At 67.1% G+C, this 16,073-nt stretch carries 15 protein-coding genes; 9 read left to right on the top strand and 6 right to left on the bottom strand.

Going from position 1 to position 16,073, the window contains the following annotated elements:
* The first annotated feature begins 84 nt into the window (after nt 1-84).
* Genes K5880_RS03930 through K5880_RS03920 form a run of 3 tightly spaced genes read left to right on the top strand, consistent with a single transcriptional unit; the run spans nt 85 to nt 2,407 of the window.
* Nucleotides 85-1,092: a LysR family transcriptional regulator gene (locus tag K5880_RS03930; protein WP_297648954.1), complete on the top strand. Its 1,008-nt coding sequence runs from the start codon at nt 85-87 to the stop codon at nt 1,090-1,092.
* A gap of 23 nt (nt 1,093-1,115) precedes the next feature.
* Complete coding sequence (locus K5880_RS03925) at nt 1,116-1,988, top strand: metallophosphoesterase (RefSeq protein WP_297648951.1); 873 nt, start codon at nt 1,116-1,118, stop codon at nt 1,986-1,988.
* On the top strand, nt 1,985-2,407 hold the full coding sequence (locus K5880_RS03920; protein WP_297648948.1) for a universal stress protein: 423 nt from the start codon (nt 1,985-1,987) through the stop codon (nt 2,405-2,407). Before K5880_RS03925 ends, K5880_RS03920 begins: the two co-directional genes overlap by 4 nt.
* Nucleotides 2,408-2,475: 68 nt before the next feature.
* Here the strand turns inward: K5880_RS03920 and K5880_RS03915 are convergent, their stop codons facing one another.
* On the bottom strand, nt 2,476-3,126 hold the full coding sequence (locus K5880_RS03915; protein ID WP_297648945.1) for a TetR/AcrR family transcriptional regulator: 651 nt from the start codon (nt 3,124-3,126) through the stop codon (nt 2,476-2,478).
* 187 nt (nt 3,127-3,313) lie between these two features.
* On the opposite strand from K5880_RS03915, the gene K5880_RS03910 reads away from it, so the two are divergent.
* Nucleotides 3,314-3,769 (top strand): fasciclin domain-containing protein, encoded by a 456-nt coding sequence (locus K5880_RS03910; protein WP_297648942.1) that lies wholly within the window; start codon nt 3,314-3,316, stop codon nt 3,767-3,769.
* A gap of 50 nt (nt 3,770-3,819) precedes the next feature.
* Here the strand turns inward: K5880_RS03910 and K5880_RS03905 are convergent, their stop codons facing one another.
* Complete coding sequence (locus tag K5880_RS03905; protein ID WP_297648939.1) at nt 3,820-4,749, bottom strand: LysR family transcriptional regulator ArgP; 930 nt, start codon at nt 4,747-4,749, stop codon at nt 3,820-3,822.
* Between the two features lie 152 nt (nt 4,750-4,901).
* On the opposite strand from K5880_RS03905, the gene K5880_RS03900 reads away from it, so the two are divergent.
* Nucleotides 4,902-6,266, top strand: coding sequence for a D-amino acid dehydrogenase (locus K5880_RS03900; protein WP_297648936.1), 1,365 nt, complete (start codon nt 4,902-4,904; stop codon nt 6,264-6,266).
* Nucleotides 6,267-6,275: 9 nt separating this feature from the next.
* On the opposite strand, the gene K5880_RS03895 is transcribed toward K5880_RS03900, so the two are convergent.
* Complete coding sequence (locus K5880_RS03895) at nt 6,276-7,160, bottom strand: LysR family transcriptional regulator (protein WP_297648933.1); 885 nt, start codon at nt 7,158-7,160, stop codon at nt 6,276-6,278.
* A 70-nt stretch (nt 7,161-7,230) separates the two neighbouring features.
* Between K5880_RS03895 and K5880_RS03890 the strand changes: the two genes are divergently transcribed.
* Genes K5880_RS03890 through K5880_RS03875 form a run of 4 tightly spaced genes read left to right on the top strand, consistent with a single transcriptional unit; the run spans nt 7,231 to nt 11,206 of the window.
* The gene (locus K5880_RS03890; RefSeq protein WP_297648930.1) at nt 7,231-8,625 is read left to right on the top strand and encodes an acyclic terpene utilization AtuA family protein; all 1,395 of its coding nucleotides are present in this window, start codon (nt 7,231-7,233) and stop codon (nt 8,623-8,625) included.
* Nucleotides 8,622-8,987, top strand: coding sequence for a hypothetical protein (locus K5880_RS03885; RefSeq protein WP_297648927.1), 366 nt, complete (start codon nt 8,622-8,624; stop codon nt 8,985-8,987). Before K5880_RS03890 ends, K5880_RS03885 begins: the two co-directional genes overlap by 4 nt.
* A gap of 21 nt (nt 8,988-9,008) precedes the next feature.
* Nucleotides 9,009-10,004, top strand: coding sequence for a tripartite tricarboxylate transporter substrate binding protein (locus K5880_RS03880; protein ID WP_297648925.1), 996 nt, complete (start codon nt 9,009-9,011; stop codon nt 10,002-10,004).
* 8 nt (nt 10,005-10,012) lie between these two features.
* Entirely contained in the window at nt 10,013-11,206 is a 1,194-nt protein-coding gene (locus K5880_RS03875) for a serine hydrolase (RefSeq protein ID WP_297648922.1), read from the top strand.
* A 17-nt stretch (nt 11,207-11,223) separates the two neighbouring features.
* Here K5880_RS03875 and K5880_RS03870 read toward each other — a convergent pair whose 3' ends face one another.
* The 3 genes from K5880_RS03870 to K5880_RS03860 all read right to left on the bottom strand — a co-directional run bounded on the left by K5880_RS03870 (nt 11,224) and on the right by K5880_RS03860 (nt 16,066).
* Nucleotides 11,224-13,701 (bottom strand): penicillin acylase family protein, encoded by a 2,478-nt coding sequence (locus K5880_RS03870; protein WP_297648919.1) that lies wholly within the window; start codon nt 13,699-13,701, stop codon nt 11,224-11,226.
* Nucleotides 13,702-13,800: 99 nt separating this feature from the next.
* Nucleotides 13,801-14,676 (bottom strand): M14 family zinc carboxypeptidase, encoded by an 876-nt coding sequence (locus K5880_RS03865; RefSeq protein WP_297648916.1) that lies wholly within the window; start codon nt 14,674-14,676, stop codon nt 13,801-13,803.
* 133 nt (nt 14,677-14,809) lie between these two features.
* Nucleotides 14,810-16,066, bottom strand: coding sequence for an acyl-CoA dehydrogenase family protein (locus tag K5880_RS03860; protein ID WP_297649245.1), 1,257 nt, complete (start codon nt 16,064-16,066; stop codon nt 14,810-14,812).
* Between the last annotated feature and the right edge of the window lie 7 nt (nt 16,067-16,073).

Raw genomic sequence — 16,073 nt, 5'->3', positions numbered from 1 at the left:
AATGTCTTTTGGACACCGCAATACTAGGGTAAGTACTGATATCCCGCCAATTTATCTTTATGATGAATTACATTCTCAATGGTGATGAATGATCTCAACTTCCGCACCCTGGATCTGAACCTCCTGCGCGTCTTCGACGAGGTGATGACCGAACGCAATCTCACACGTGCGGCGCACAACCTGTCCATGACGCAACCGGCCGTGAGCAACGCGCTGCGCCGCCTGCGCGAGGTGCTCGGCGACGAACTGGTGCGCCGCTCTGGCTACGGCGTGGAGCCCACGCCGGCGGCACTGGCACTGTGGCCCACGGTACGCGACGCCCTGCACATGCTGCGCGAGTCGCTGGCACCCGGCACCTTCGACCCTGCGAGCGCGCACAACGCCTTCGTGCTGGCGATGGCCGACGCCACGGCCGCCAAGCTCATCCCCGGATTGATCGACATTTTCGAGAGCGAGGCACCGGGCGCGAACCTGCGTGTACTGCCATTGACCACGCGCGACCCACGCGAACTGCTCGAGTCCGGCACCGTCGACCTCGCCATCGGGCACTTCCCTGGCGTGCTGGCCGAACTGGGCGCCCTGCACCTGCAGGAGCAGAGTCCGCACTTCCACCACCAGCGCTTGTACGACGGCGAATACGTGGTCGTCATGCGCCGCAGCCATCCACTGGCAGGCCAGCCTCTGGATCTGGACACCTACTGCGAGGCACGCCACCTGCTGGTGAGTTTCTCCGGCCGCCCGTTCGGTTTCGTGGACGAGGCGCTCGCTGCGCTCTCGCGCCAGCGCCGCGTTGTGCTGACCGTCAACCAGTTCTTCACTGCCGGCCGCGTGGTCGCCACCACCGACCTGCTCACGGTGCTGCCGCGCCATTTCGTGGGCGCCACCGGCATGGAGCACGAACTCGCTCTTTGCGAGCTGCCCCTGCAGGTACCCGCCGTGCATGTGGACTCGCTGTGGCACCGCCAGGCCACCCACAACACCGCGCACCGCTGGCTGCGCGAGGCCGTGGAACGCGCCTCGGCGATCGGCTTTCGTCCGGGCGCACCCGCCATCCCGCCCCCTCTGGTCCGCCCCCGCCAGGCCCGGGCCTGACGTCCCTGGCCGACAATGCACGCATGAAACTTCAACTGCTCAGCGACCTGCATCTCGAAGCCAATCCGGACTTTGTACCGACCCCAGCCCCCGGCGCAGATCTGCTGGTGCTGGCGGGTGACGTAGGCTCGTACCAGTTGCGGCGCGAAGGCAGCGTGATGGACGAAGCCGACTGGGGCTTGCAGCGTTTCGCCAACTGGCCGGTGCCGGTGCTGTTCGTGCCTGGAAACCACGAATACGACGCACTCGATGTGGACGTGGCCCACGAGCGGCTGCGCGCGACATGCGAGCGTCTGGGTCTGCTCTGGCTGGAGCGCGAGACGCGCGTGCTGCAGGGCGTGCGCTTTGTGGGCACGACATTGTGGAGCGATTACGACGTGCTCGGCCACCGCGAGAAGGCCTACCGTGCCGCCAACCACTACCTGGTGAAGATGGCCAGCGAGCGCGACGGGCAGCTGTTCGACGCCCAGGCCATGCGCGCGCTCGCGCTGGAATGCCAGCGCTGGCTGCATGCCGCCCTGAGCGAACCGTTCGATGGCACCACCGTGGTCGTGACGCACTTCGCGCCCACCTTGCACAGCATGGATCCCCGCTATGGCCCCAGCCCTGGCACCGCGGGGTTCTGCAACGCGCTGGACGACTGGCTGCCCTTGGCAGACCTCTGGCTGCACGGACACCTGCACTGCCCCACGGATGTGCAGGTGGGCCGCTGCCGCATCGTGGCCAACCCGTTGGGCTACGCGGACAAGAATGAACAGGGCGCCTTCCTGCCGCAGCAACTGATCAGCGTGCCGATACGTGGCGCGACCATGGCATCCCTTGATCCAGCGCAAGCGGCACACCGCGCGAGGACATACACTGACCACCGGACCCACCCAGAAGGAGAGCGCTCATGAAGATTTTGCTGGCTGTCGATGGCAGCAAGTACACCAAGAAGATGCTGGCTTACGTGGCCACGCACGGCGAGATGTTCGCGCCCAACAACAACTTCACTCTCATCACGGTGCAGGACCCACTGCCGCCCCGTGCCCGCGCCGCGTTGGGGGCCGATACCGCCAACGAGTACTACGCCGAGGAATCCGACAAGGTGACGGCACCGGTGGTCAAGTTCCTCCAGCGCCACGGCATTGACCCCAAGGTCGTCCACAAGGTGGGATCGGCGGGCGAGTTGATCGCCAAAGCTGCCGACAGTGGCCGGTTCGATCTGGTGATGATGGGCTCGCACGGACACGGTGCGCTGGCGAATCTGGTCATGGGCTCGGTCGCCACCCAGGTGCTTGCGCACTGTGGCGTGCCGGTCATCCTGGTGCGCTGAATCCACTCAGACCACCAAGGAAAGAGGGCCGCTGGATGCGGCCCTCTTTCGTTTCCGGGACGACGCGTTCAGCGTGCGCGCAGACCGTCGAAGCAGGTCCCGAGCACCATGTCGACAATCTGTGCATCGTCGTACTGACCACTGCCCTTGAGAAACCCGAGCACGGGATCGCAGGCACGCGCGTACAACGTGTACAGCACGGCAATGGGAGGCAGCGCCGGATTGAGGCTGCCATCGGCCTGAGCCGCCGTGATCCAGGTGCCCAGGCGTTCGCTCACGTCCATCAGGCCGTCCACGTAGGCCTTGTTGGTGGTCAGCGCCGCACGCAGGCTGGAGTTTTCGCTGGGCAGCGACGGCATCTCGCCCGCCAGTTGCACTTCCATGGTCCAGCGCGCCACGGCCTTGAGCTGATCCAGCGGTCGCGTGCCCGCGGGCGCCTCGCCCGCGAGCTTGTCCAGGAAGGCGCGCGCACGGTCCATCACACGCACCATGGCCGCTGCTGCCAAGTCTTCCTTACTGGGAAAGTGCTTGTAAAGACTGGCCTTGGCAATGCCGACCTCGGCCGCCACCTCATCCACCGTCATGGCCTCGAAGCCCTTTTCGGCCAGCAGCCGGTTGACTGCCGTGACGATCGCGTCCTCGCGTGCGAGGTGCATCTGCGCGCGAAAACTCCGCTTCGGAGGGGGTTCGGAGGACGGCTTGAGAACGGCGTTGACCATGGAGAGACCTTTTGACAGCGCTCGCATTCTGCCCGATATCGACGGAGTCGTCGATATCCCCACTGATAAGTATTGTTACAGACTAATCAGTCTACACAATTACCAATTGGTCTAGCATCCATTCCGAGGCTGCTCTTCGCGGACCCGCCTCACGACCCCTCCCCACCCCCTGACCGAAGGAACCTCCATGAAAAAGACCCTGATCGCCTCGCTCTTCGCCTTGAGCGCCCTGAGCTCCGCCCACGCCGCCGACATCGTGGACACGGCCGTCGCCGCCGGCTCGTTCAAGACCCTCGTGACCGCCGTGCAGGCAGCGGGGCTGGTCGATACGCTCAAGGGCCCGGGCCCGTTCACCGTGTTCGCGCCGACCGACGAAGCCTTCGCCAAGGTGCCCAAGGCCACACTGGACGCGCTCCTCAAGGACAAGGCCGCCCTGACCAAGGTACTGACCTACCACGTGGTCCCGGGCAAGGTGATGGCCAAGGACGTGAAGCCCGGCATGGTCAAAACCGTGCAGGGCAGCATGGTCACCCTTTCCACCGCTGGTGGCGTGAAGGTTGACGCTGCCAACGTGGTCAAGACCGACATCGCTGCGGACAACGGCGTGATCCACGTGATCGACACGGTGATCATGCCCAAGTAAGTCCCAGCCCCTCTTGCGCAAGCCCCGCCCTGGCGGGGCTTTTTTCGTTGTCACGCGGTGGCTTTTCCCACGGGCAGCAGGTTGTGCGCCGCAGCCGTGCGAAGGGCGCTGCTCAGGGCGTCCAGCACTTCGGAGTTGAGGTTCCAGCAGTGCCAGTGCAAGGCCACGCCCAGGCGGTGGCGCGGCGCCAGATTGACCAGATCACCGCTGGCCAGCAGATCGCGCACACGCAGTTCGGGCACCACGCTCACGCCCCATCCCGCGAGCACCGCGCGCACCTGGCCTTCGCTGGACGGCACGAACAGCTGCTTGAGCAGCACACGCTGCAAGCCAAACGCCTGGGCCACGAAGCCGTGCTGCAGGTTGTCCTTGCGGTTGAAAGCCACGAATGGAACCTTGTGGAAGTTGTGCGCGTTCAAGCCCTTCGGGAGATGCTCGGCGGCGTACGCCGCCTGCGCCACCACCACGTAGTCCATGGTGCCCAGCGCCTCCATCTTGCAGCCGCGCAAGGCCTGGCCCAGCGAAGTCACGCAGCCCAGCACCTGCCCCTCGCGCAACCACTCGTGGGTGAATTCCTGGTCGTCGGTGATGATCTCGATCGGCAGGCCGCCCTGCGCCAGCACGTCCAGCGCGGGCAGCGCCCAGGTGGCAATGCTGTCGGCGTTGATCGCCACCGAGATGCGCTCTTCGTCCCGGCCATGGCCGGTGGAGCTGGGCGCGAGCTCCTTGAGGTCCTTTTCCAGGTCGGCGCGCAGCAGCCGCATCATCTTCGCGTGCTTGAGCATGAGCTGGCCGGCAGCGGTGGGCTTGAGCGGGCGGCTGCGCACGATCAGCACCGTGCCCACCTGCGCCTCCAGCGCGCGCAGGCGCTGCGACACCGCCGACTGCGTGATGGACAGGCGCTGCGCGGCGCGCTCGAACCCACCCTCCTCGATGATGGCGGCCAGGCATTCCAGGGCGTCGGGATCAAAGGTGCTCACGGGAAACCTCCGGCAAGGCGCGCTGCGATGGCAGCCGGCCTCTACATTAGTCGTTCTGATAAAGCGAATTTTAGTTTAATTTCACTTCACTTGAACCCCGATCTTTCCCATACTGCGGCGCATCCACACACCCATTTTTTCTGGAGCGGGTCATGCAAGTCACGGTATTGGGCGCGGGCATCATCGGGGTCAGCACGGCGTGGCACTTGCTGCAACGCGGGCACGAGGTCACGCTGGTCGACCGCCAGCCCGACGCCGCGCTGGAAACCAGCTTCGCCAACGCCGCGCAGATTTCGGTGAGCTACTGCGAACCCTGGGCCAACAGGGACGCGCCACTGAAGACCCTGAAGTGGATGTTCTCCGACGAATCCCCACTGCTGTTCCGCCCGCAGCTCGACTGGGCCCAGTGGCGCTGGGGCCTGCAGTTCCTGGGGCAGTGCAACGACGCGGCCTTCGTGCGCAACGTGGCCCAACTCGTCGCGCTCGGCGCGTACAGCCACGCGGCGTTGAAGGACGTGGTGGCCGAGACCGGCATGGACTACCACCGCCTCGAACGCGGCATCGCGCACTACTACACCGACCAGAAGGCCTTCGACGGCGCAGCCGACGCCGCGGCCGTCATGCAGCGCTTCGGCGTGCAGCGCAGCGTGGTCTCGCGCGAGGAGCTGCTGAAGATCGAGCCAGCCCTGGGCGGCTTTGCCGAGCGCATCGTGGGAGGCACCTACACGCGCAGCGACGAATCGGGTGACGCGCGCGTGTTCACCCAGAAGCTGGCGGCCCTGTGCGCGCAGCGCGGCGCGCAACTGCTGTTCGGCCACGACATCGAACGGCTGGTGCGCGATGGCAACGAGGTGCGCGAGGTGCGCGTGCGCCACCGCGACACCGGCCTCACCCGCACACTCAAGGCCGACGCCTTTGTCGTGGCCTGCGGGTCCTACACCACGCCGCTGCTGAAATCGGTGGGCGTGCAAGTGCCGATCTACCCCGGCAAGGGCTACAGCGCCACGCTGCCGCTGTTGCAGCCTGACCGCGCACCGTCGGTGAGCATGATCGACGACCAGATGAAGTGCGCCATCTCGCGCCTGGGCAACCAGTTGCGCGTGGCAGGCACCATCGAACTCGGCGGCTTCGACCTGTCCCTGGACACACCGCTGGCGCGCAAGCGCTGCGAGATACTGGTGCGCCGCATCGAGCAGGTCTTCCCCGGCGTGGCCGACACGCGCACGCCCGAAGAAGGCGGTGACCCGCGCTTCTGGTGCGGCCTGCGTCCCGCGACCCCGACCAACATCCCGCTGATCGGCCGCACGAAGCTGCGCAGGCTCTGGATCAACGCCGGCCACGGCACGCTGGGCTGGACCCATGGCGCGGGCTCGGGCAAGGCGCTGGCCGAACTCATCCACGGCGAGCAGCCGGCCCTGGCCTTCGGCTTCCAGGGAGGACCGAGCCGCTATCCGACCACTACCGTCCGGACGGCGCCGCCATTGCGCACCACCACGCGCGCGACCAGCCAGGGCTGAAGCAGCGGCTTAGCCCCGCGCCTGCGCGAGCACTTCCTCGAACATCGCCTGGGCCGCGATCGAAAGCGCCCGGCCCTTGCGCCGGGCCAGCACGATCGGCCGGCGCAATGCCGTGTCGCGGATCGCCACGGCGCGCAATCGCTCGCGGCGGAAATGGAACAGCGTGAGTTCGGGCACGACGCTCACGCCCAGGCCCTGCGCGACCAGGGCCGAGAGCGTGGCGAGGTGCTCGACCTCGAGTCCCTCCGGATGGGTGCCCAGCAGCGCGGGCTGGGCTTGCAGGTGCTGGCGCACGCTGCTGCTGCGCGCCAGGTGCATCATGTCCGGCCCTGCAGCCTGTGCCAGGCTCACGGACTGTCGGCTCGCCAGCGGGTGATCGTCGCGACACACCAGGAAGTACCGTTCCCGGCGCAGCACCCGGCAATCGAACTCCTGCAGGTCTTCACCCGCGATGATGGCCATGTCCACCCGGCCATCGCGCAGCATGGACATGCCGGCGCTGGCCAGTGCATCGAACAGTTCCACCTTGATGCGCGGGTTGGCCGCGCGGTAGCGCGCGATGACCTGGGGCATCCACTCGGCCGCTACCGACGGCAGTGCGGCCACCGCCACCCGCCCCACACGCCGCTGGGCCAGATCCCGCAGGCCGGCGAAGGCCTGGTGCATGTCCGCCTGGATGCGCCGCATCTCTTCGGCGAACACCTCGCCCTCGGGGGTCAGTGTCACGTGGCGAGTGGAGCGCTCGAACAGCTTCACGCCCGCGCTGACCTCGATGCGGCCGATCTTCTGGCTGAACGCGCTTTGCGAGAGGTGGCAGCGTTCGGCCGCGCGTGTGAAGTGCTGGGTGTGCGCGAGCGCGAGGAAGGCTTCGACATCGCGCGTGGAGATATTCATTGATGACATCGATGAATCTAGCGTTATTTTCCATTTTACTTGTGAGTTTGGGACTTCGATCATGCGCCCCATGGTCAACCCACACACCACCACCTCCTCCTCCTCCGACGTGCTGCGCATTGGCTGCGGCGCCGGCTTCTCCGGGGACCGCTGGGACGCTGCGATCCCGGTGGTCGGTACGCTGGTCGCGCAAGGCGGTCCCAGCGCACTCATCTTCGAGACGCTCGCCGAGCGCACGCTCGCGCTAGCACAGCTGCAGCGGCGCAACGACCCGGCCACCGGCTTCGAACCCATGCTGGAACGCTTTGTAGCCCCCATCCTCGGCGACTGCGTGCGACACGGCATCCCGGTCATTGGCAACTTCGGCGCGGCCAACCCGCGCGGGGCGGCGGAGTGCCTGCAGCGGCTTGCATCGCGCCTGGGCCTGCCCGCCCCGCGCATCGCGGTGGTCGAGGGAGACGACCTGTTGAGCGGGCTGGACAACGCGCGACTGCGCGGCCTGCTGCCCACCCACCTGGCAGGCAAGGCACTTGTCAGCGCCAATGCCTACCTCGGAGCGGTCGAGATCGCTCAGGCCCTCAAGGCCGGCGCGCAGATCGTCGTCACCGGTCGGGTGGCCGACCCGTCGCTGGCGCTCGGGCCCATGCTGGCCCACTTCGGCTGGGCCGAAGACGACTGGGACCGACTGGCCTGCGGGACCATCGCAGGGCATCTTCTTGAGTGCGGCGCGCAGGTGTGCGGTGGCTATTTCGCAGACCCAGGCGTCAAGGACGTTCCGCAGCTGGAGCGCGTTGGCTTTCCCATCGTCGAGATGCGAGCAGACGGGCGGTTCACCGTCACCAAGGCGCGGGGCACGGGCGGTTGTGTGGACACCCGTACCGTGAAGGAGCAACTGCTCTACGAGATTCACGACCCTGCGCAATACGTCACCCCCGACGTGATCGCCGACATCTCCGAGGTTGAGGTGCGCAGGCTGCGCGCGGATCGTGTGGAAGTCGTCGGTGTGCGCGGCCATCCCCTGCCGCAGACGCTCAAGGCCACGGTCTGCTTCGACGCCGGATGGCTGGCGGAGGGCGAGATTTCGTATGCCGGCGCCAATGCGGCTGGCCGGGGCCGCCTGGCCGGCGGCATCGTGCGCGACCGCCTGCGACAGGTGGGCCTGCGTCATCTGCCAGTGCGGATCGACCTGATTGGGCAATCCAGCGTCTTCGCCGACGACGCCGGTCTCTGGCCGGCTCCATTCACGGACGATGTCCTGGCGGTTCACGACATCCGTTTGCGCGTGGCCGCCAGCACCAGCAGCCGCACCGACGCCGAGGCTGTCACCCGCGAGGTGATGGCGCTGTACACCTGCGGCCCGGCAGGCGGCGGTGGTGTGCGTACCCAGGTCACCAGTCGCCTGTCCAGCGACTCCTGCCATGTGCCCCGTGACTGGATCAGGACGGGCTGGAGTTTCGTGCCATGACCCCCTCTTCACTCATCACCATTTCGCTGCGCGCTCTGGCGCATTGCCGCAGCGGCGACAAGGGCAACCGCTCCAACATCAGCGTGATCGCCTATGACGAGAAGGCATGGGACATGCTGCTCGAACAAGTGACCGAGGAGCGGGTACGCACCTTGTTCGCGGCGCGACGGCCATCGCGGGTCACGCGCCACGTCCTGCCCAGGCTGCACGCCATGAACTTCGTCCTCGACGACATCCTGGATGGCGGCGTCAACGGTTCGCTCAACCTCGACGCCCACGGCAAGACGCTGTCGTCGCTGATGCTCACCCTCCCCCTGCAGATCGACGTCGCGAGAGCGCGCGAATTGCAGATTCACCTCTGACCTAACCACAGAAGGACTGCCATGAAACCGAACCGTCGCGCTGCGCTCACGCGCCTTTCCCTCCTTGCATGCGCCAGCGCAGCACTGCTTTCGCCAACCGTGGCGATGGCACAGGACTATCCCAAACGACCGATCACCGCAGTGGTTCCCGTGGCCGCGGGCGGGGCATTCGACGCACTGGCACGCACCTGGGCGGACTATCTCAGCAAATCGATGGGCTCACCCGTCGTGGTCGACAACAAGACCGGCGCCAATGGCAGCGTGGCGGCAGCCTACGTCGCCAAGCAGCCCGCCGACGGCTACACGCTGCTATTCGGCAGCACGTCCAACATGTCACTCAATCCGTTCTCGTACAAGTCGCTGCCCTACAACCCGACGCGCGACTTCGACCCGGTGCTGATGCTCGCGAACTCCAGCCAGGTCCTGGTGGCCAACCCCGACTCCGGCATCAAGTCGCTGGACGACCTCGTGCGCCTGGCCAAGGCCAAGCCGGGTACCATCAACTTCGGATCGGCAGGCAAGGGCAATTCCACGCATCTTTATGTCGAATACGTTGCGCAGCACTTCGGTCTGGACCTTGTCCACGTGCCCTACCGCGGCGCGGCACCTTCGCTGCAGGGGGTGATGGCCGGTGACACGCAGTTCATGTCGGACGCCATCGTCACTGCGGCGGCCCAGTCCAAGGCGGGCAAGGTGGTACCGATCGCGGTCTTCGGTGCCAAGCGCTCGCCGGCACTGCCCCAGGTGCCCACCATCCTGGAGCTCGGCGTGAAGGACTTTCCCATCGGTGGCTGGTACGGCGTGATGGCGCCCAAGGGAACGCCCAGGGCGGTGATCGATCGCCTCAACGCCGAGACCCGCAAGTTCTGGGCAGACCCCGCCGTCAAGGCGCGCATGGATTCGCTGTACATGGAGCCGCTGGAGGATTCCGGGCCTGAGGCCGTCGCGCGCATGATGAAGCGCGAAGGCGAAGTGTGGGGCCCCATCATCACCAGACTGGGCATCCAGAACGAGTGACCCCGGACATGGACGCACCATCCAAGCTCCCGCTCGCCGCCGGCACCGCACTGCCCCGGCAGCACCTGCCCGACGGCGACGACTTCCTGATGTGGCCGCCTTGCCTTCAGGCGTACGGATACCGCATCGTGGACCGCCTGTTTGCCACGCGCACCATCGCCCATGGCGCTCCCCGGGCCTTGCCGCGGGGCCCGGAGATCGACGTCCGGGTGCCCGCCAACGGCCGCGCGCTGACGCTGGCACAGTTCATGGACAGCAACAACGTGGCGGGCCTGCTCGTCATGCGTGACGACACCGTGGTGCTGGAGCGCTATGGCCTGGGGCTGCAGGAAGGCGAGCGCTGGAGCACGATGTCGACCGTGAAGTCCATGACGTCGATGCTGGTGGGCGCAGCGGTCGGCGAAGGCGCGATCACCAGCATCGATGATCCTGTGGCGCGCTACCTGCCCGCGTTGAAGGGCTCGGCCTACGAACAGGTGACCGTGCGGCACCTCATGACCATGTCGTCCGGTCTGAACTGGTCCGAGGACTATGGGGACCGGGATTCGCACGTGAACCGGTACAGCCGCTCTCTCGTGGCAAGGACCCGGGGCGGCGTGCTCCAGCTCATGCACGGGCTGGAGCGCGCGGAGCCCCCCGGCACCACGTGGCGCTACAACACCGGGGACACCTACCTGCTCGGTGCCCTCGTCTGCGCGGCCACCGGGCAGACACTCGCGAACTACATGTCGGAGCGCATCTGGCAGCCCTGCGGCATGGAATTCGACGGCTACTACACGCTGGAATGCGAGGACGGCACCGAGATCGGTGGCAGCCGTGCCGGCATGGCATTGCGCGACATCGGGCGCTTCGCGCGTCTGGTCATGAACGATGGCATCACCGAGCAGGGCCGGGCGGTTCTGCCGCCCGGCTGGGTCGAGGCGGCCGCCTCGCGCGCCTTTGCCCTGCCCGACGACCCCAGCCTCAGCCGGCACCGGGGGGCGCTGGGCCTCGTGGCTTATGGCTACAGCTGGTGGCTCGACGCCGATGGTGGCATGTGGGCACTGGGCCATTGTGGACAGCGCATCTACGTTCACCGCCGGGATCGGCTGGCCGTCGTGCAGCTGGCGGTCTATCCCGAGCCGCAGCACGCCAGTCCGCGCGAACCCGACCGCGACGCCCAGCTCGCCAGCCTGGTCCGCGCCTTGCGCCGCGGCGGCTGAGGAAGCAGGCGCGTTGCTCACAGCTTGCCGGGCTGTTTGCCGGGCAGGGTCACCACCTTGCCCTGACCCGTCTTCTGCGGCGAGAGCGGCAGCGGCTTGAAGCCCCAGTCGCCATAGATCGACAGCTGGTTCTGGTAATGCGGGCTGCGCGGATCGGCCGATTCGCCCGGCGGATTCGCGTCCATGCTCTGCACCTGTTTGCCGTCGCTCACGGCCAGACGCTGCATGGCGCCCCGGTTGGCCGAGAGCTTGAGCGCGGGCGGCGCGGTCTGGGCCGCCGTGGGAACCGCCTCGAAATTCTCCGGGAAGAAGGTCTGCCTCACCATCGGTAGACGCCAGGTGTCCACCGCACCAGGCGTTGCCTTCTTGAGCCTGGCCACCGCCGTCTGCAGGGCCTGGAGCATCAGCTTGCGTGGCTCCTCGCCATGCAGCACGTCGAACGGGGGCACATCGTCAGGACGCAGACCGAGGCGGGCCTGCAGCCCACGCAAGGCAATCTTGGTGCCCATCGACAGGTTCACACTGTTCTTCATGTAGTTGAACTGCAGGGTGCCGGTGTACATCGGCATGCCACCGAACTCCTCGCGGCTCAGCAAGGTACCCACGGTCATGCCGACAAAGGCGTCCAGCCAGTTCTGGAAGATCGGCAACGCTGCCCCCGCATAAAAATCGCCGCTGGCATCCGGCACTCGGGAGCCGTCCCACTGGCGCAGCAAGGCCAGCGCGCGTTGCGTGTCCGCGTCCACGGTGTTTACCAGGCTGGCGTCGATGCGGCGCAACAGTGGGCCGAAGTGATGGAAGTTGACGTCGACCTGGGTGGCATGCCGGTAGATGCGCTGGACGTCGTCCGGCGTGATCGGCTCTGGCTGCTGCGCGCGCTGCTGCATCAGCTCGGCGAGGATGTTGGCCCGGTCGCCCTGAGACCAGCGCGGCGTATGCAGATCGCGGTTGGCGTAGGTCTTGACCGGCTTGTTGTTCCAGTTCACCAGATAGCCTGAGGGCGGGTTGTACAGAAAGATCTCGTTGGCGTAGCTGCGTCCGGTCATGTCGCCCTTGTCGCCCGGCAGGGGCAGGCGTGGATCGCCGCTGTGCCCCGCCAGATCGGTCGGGAAAAACCCGCCGAACAGCCAGCCGATGTTGCCCGCCTTGTCGGAGTAGTACCAGTTGTAGCCCATGGCCATGTGCTGGCCTTCGGCGTGGAATGTGTCCCAGTCCCTGGCCTGGGTCGCCCGCTGCCAGGCCATGACGGAGGTGAGTTCGTGTCCCTTCCAGAGGTTCTGCTTGCTGTAGACCACGGGCGCGTCCAGCGGCGTGGTGAAGGGTCCCCGGTGCGTTCGCAGGATCGTCGTCTTCACCGGTTCGGCGCCCTTGACCTGGATCACTACAGGCTCGGCGCGCACGTCCAGAAACTTGTCCTGGAACGCGTACTGGCGTTTGTCGCTGCTCAGCCGCTCCGCGTAGATCACGGTGTGGTCGCCTCCTGCGGACGTGCTGCCCCATGCGATGTGTCCGTTGTCGCCGGTGGTGATCGCCAGCAGGCCGCCGGGTGCATGGCCCACCACGTCGTAGCCCGGCGCGTGCAGGCCGACGGTGTAGAAGTACGAGGGCAGCGACCAGCCGGGCTGGGGGCCATTGAGCTGTATGGACGGACCACCGGTCTTGCCCCGCCCCACCAGCAGCGCCATGCTGGTGGTGGCGGCCTCGGGCAACCCGGCCCGATCACCCAAAGGCGGCACCACATTGACCGGCGTCTCGGCGGGGAGCGAGGCGATGCGGATGCCGGCGTCGAGCGGCTGCGACCGTGCCGCCTGGATCACCGGGTTGTCCTGCGCCGTCGTGGGTGCGTAGGGGTCGTTGGTCCAGAGCATCGTGTCAAACCGCTTCTGGAAATCGGTCGGGTACTTCTTCTTCAGAGCCGCCAGCAGCGCCGCGTTCTGCTGGGCGGTGGTGAAGGAGGAAAATGATGTGAGGGCATTGGTCGCCGTGGCCAGCATGTCGTCCAGCGTCCAGGGACGCAGCGCCTTGAGCGCCACGCCATTACCCCATACCTCACCGAACTGCGGCGGCAACAGCTTGCCGTTGTCGGCCAGCACCTCGTTGATGCGCCGGTTCACGCCCGCCAGGTAACCATCGATCAGCGCTCTCTCGACCTCGGCCAGGCCCTCGTACTGCCGTCGAAGACTGGCCGGGTCGTACTCCGCGCGCGCCTGGCGATCCAGATCGACCAGCTTCACCGCACCCCCGGTGGCCGTGGATTTGCCAGTGGCCCCCAGCACGGCCGCGAGCTGGCCAGTGGCCTGGCGGCGGCGCATTTCCAGTTGAAACAGGCGGTCCTCGGCCACGGCGTAGCCGTATCCGAAGAACGCATCGGGCACGTCGACACCGTACACGTGGGGAACGCCGTACTTGTCGCGCACGATCTCGGCGGCATCGGTGGGTTGGGCCAGGGCAATGGCCAGCACAAGGCCTGTCAGGCCAGCGGATTTCAGGAACATGGAGGACTCCTTTCAACAGGACGTCCAGTTTTGCGGCGAACCCGATCGTGAGGAATACGCCCGTCACACGATGCCGCGATGGCGCGGTGCGCCGAAGGTTCAGCCCCGTCCAGGCCGCAACCGCTCGCCCATCCAGCGCTGCAGGTCGAGCCACATCTGGCGCATTTCGGCGTCCAGCGGTGTGCGAAAGGCGTTGGGCAGCTCGATCGTCACCACCGGCATGCCCTGGTGCACGCCACCGTAGTGGCCCAAGCTGCCCGGAAAGATGCCGACCTGGTCCAGGTAGAGGCGCCCGAGTTGCGGTGGCGGCACGCCCGGGCCGTCGAAATCCAGCACGCCGTAGGGTGCGTGGATGCTCACGATCAGGTGCGGCTGGAAGCGCGCCATCTCCTCGTGCAGGTAACGCGACTCGGGCTCCGACAGCGGCGTCGGGCCGGGCCAGCGGCGCGGGTCCTTGCGCGTGCGCTGCTCCCAGTACACCCTGGCGTCGCGCTCCCAGTTGGGCGTGGGGAAGTTGCGGTTGAGGTCCACGCCGCGGGCGTTGGTGCGCCGCGCCGGGCGGGTCAGCAATCCATCGGGGTTGAGGACAGGGATGAAGCGCCAGTGCGCGTTGGCCGGCGTCTGCACCGCGTGCTGGATCCAGTGCAGCGCGACCGACGCCGACGACAGCTCGTCGCCGTGCATGGCGCCGACCACGAGCACGCGCAGCTTCGCGTCGGGCGCAATGACGTCGCGCGCATACAGCATGCGCCCCTGCACCGAGCGGCCCTCCGTGATGCGCAGCGCCGCCGCGTCGCACAGTGGCCGCTTCAGGTTCGGCAGCCGCGCCACCCACGCCACGCACGGGTTGAACGGCGCCACCGTGCGATGGTGCGCCGGGCCACGCAAAGGCTGCACCGCCATCGCGTTCGTGGCCAACAGCGTCAGAAACAGGACAAAGAGCGGGACCAGGCGAAACAGAGGGGCGCAGTGCATCGGCGCATTCTAGGCAAGCCCCTCTCCAGAGACACCGAGGGTCCGGCTCCGCCGGCCCAAGGCGTCGCCCCCTCCCAGCGCCGAAGGCGCACCAGAGAGGAGGGAGCCACGCAGCGGCGCGGGGGGTGCTCCCCTACTCCTCGCGCTCACCCGCTTCGTACAGCGTCTCGCGGCCCATGCGGTCAAGGATCAGCTCGGCCGTCCAGGGCAGCATGAGCGCGCCGCAGCGGCTGTCGCGGTACAGGCGCTCCAGCGGCAGGTGTTTCATCATGCTCTGGCCACCGCAGGTGCGGAGGCCTAAGCGCGCGATGTCGTTGGCGCCTTCCATCACGCTGTAGTGCGCCGCATAGAGGCGCAGCTTCTCGTCCTTGGTCGGGTTCGGCTTCGCCTCCGTGATCGCGCGCGCGAAGATGCTCTTCATGTTTTCGAGCTGGATGCGCATCTGCGCCACCGCGATCTGCTTGGTCGGGTACTGGCGGCGCTTGACCGGTGGCTCCCCGGGCACTTCGCCGCGCAGGTACTGCACGGTGAAGTCGTAGGCCGCGTTCGCCAGCCCGAGGTAGGTGGGCGAGAGCGTGAAGAACATGGCCGGCCAGGTCTGCGCGCCCTTGAAGTAGATGCCGCGCGGCATGAGCTGCTCGGCGTCGCTCACGAACACGTCCTTGAACGCGAGGTTGCGGCTGACGGTACCGCGCATGCCCAGCGGGTCCCAGTCGCCGCTGATGGTGAAGCCCGCGCTGGTGGCGGGCACGCTGATGTAGAGCGTGTCGCGCGCGTCCGGGTGCTCGTCGCCCTTGTCCTCGGTGCACAGGATGCCGTAGTAGTCGGCCGCGCCTGAGAGGCTGGCGAAGATCTTGCGGCCGTTGACCAGCCAGCCGCCGTCGACCTTCTTCGCCGTGGTGCCGAAGGGTGCGCGGCCGGCGGCGGCGGCGCTGCCTTCGCTGAAGGGCTGCGCATAGACCGCGCCGTCGTTGACGATGCGCCGGAAGTGCAGCTCGCGCCGCGCCAGGTGCTCGGCGCGCTGCGCATCGGTCATGGCGATGCCGTCGGCCAGCACACCCGTCCACATGGTGCTGCAGATGTGCATGTTCCAGGTGAGCGCGGTGGCGCCGCAGAAGCGGCCGATCTCGGCCGCCACCATCATGTAGGTGGTGTAGTCCGCGCCCAGGCCGCCGTGGGCGGTGGGCACGCAGAGCCTGAGGAAACCGGCCTCGCGCAGGTCCTCGTAGTTGGCGAACGGGAAGCTGGCCTCGCGGTCCCACTGCGCGGCGCGCGCGGCGAAACGGTCGCGGCCCAGCGCGTGCGCCCGGGCCAGCAGTTCGCGCTGCAGTGGCGTGAAGGGCATGTCGCCCACGGCAGGGGTGAAGTCCAGCGCCTGGGTGGCGGGCATCGGCATG

This window comes from Hydrogenophaga sp. (genome assembly GCF_025699295.1).
Classification (GTDB): Bacteria; Pseudomonadota; Gammaproteobacteria; order Burkholderiales; family Burkholderiaceae_C; genus Hydrogenophaga.
The sequence above is the reverse complement of the archived record's forward strand: the minus strand, read 5'-3'. Positions and strand labels throughout refer to the sequence as shown.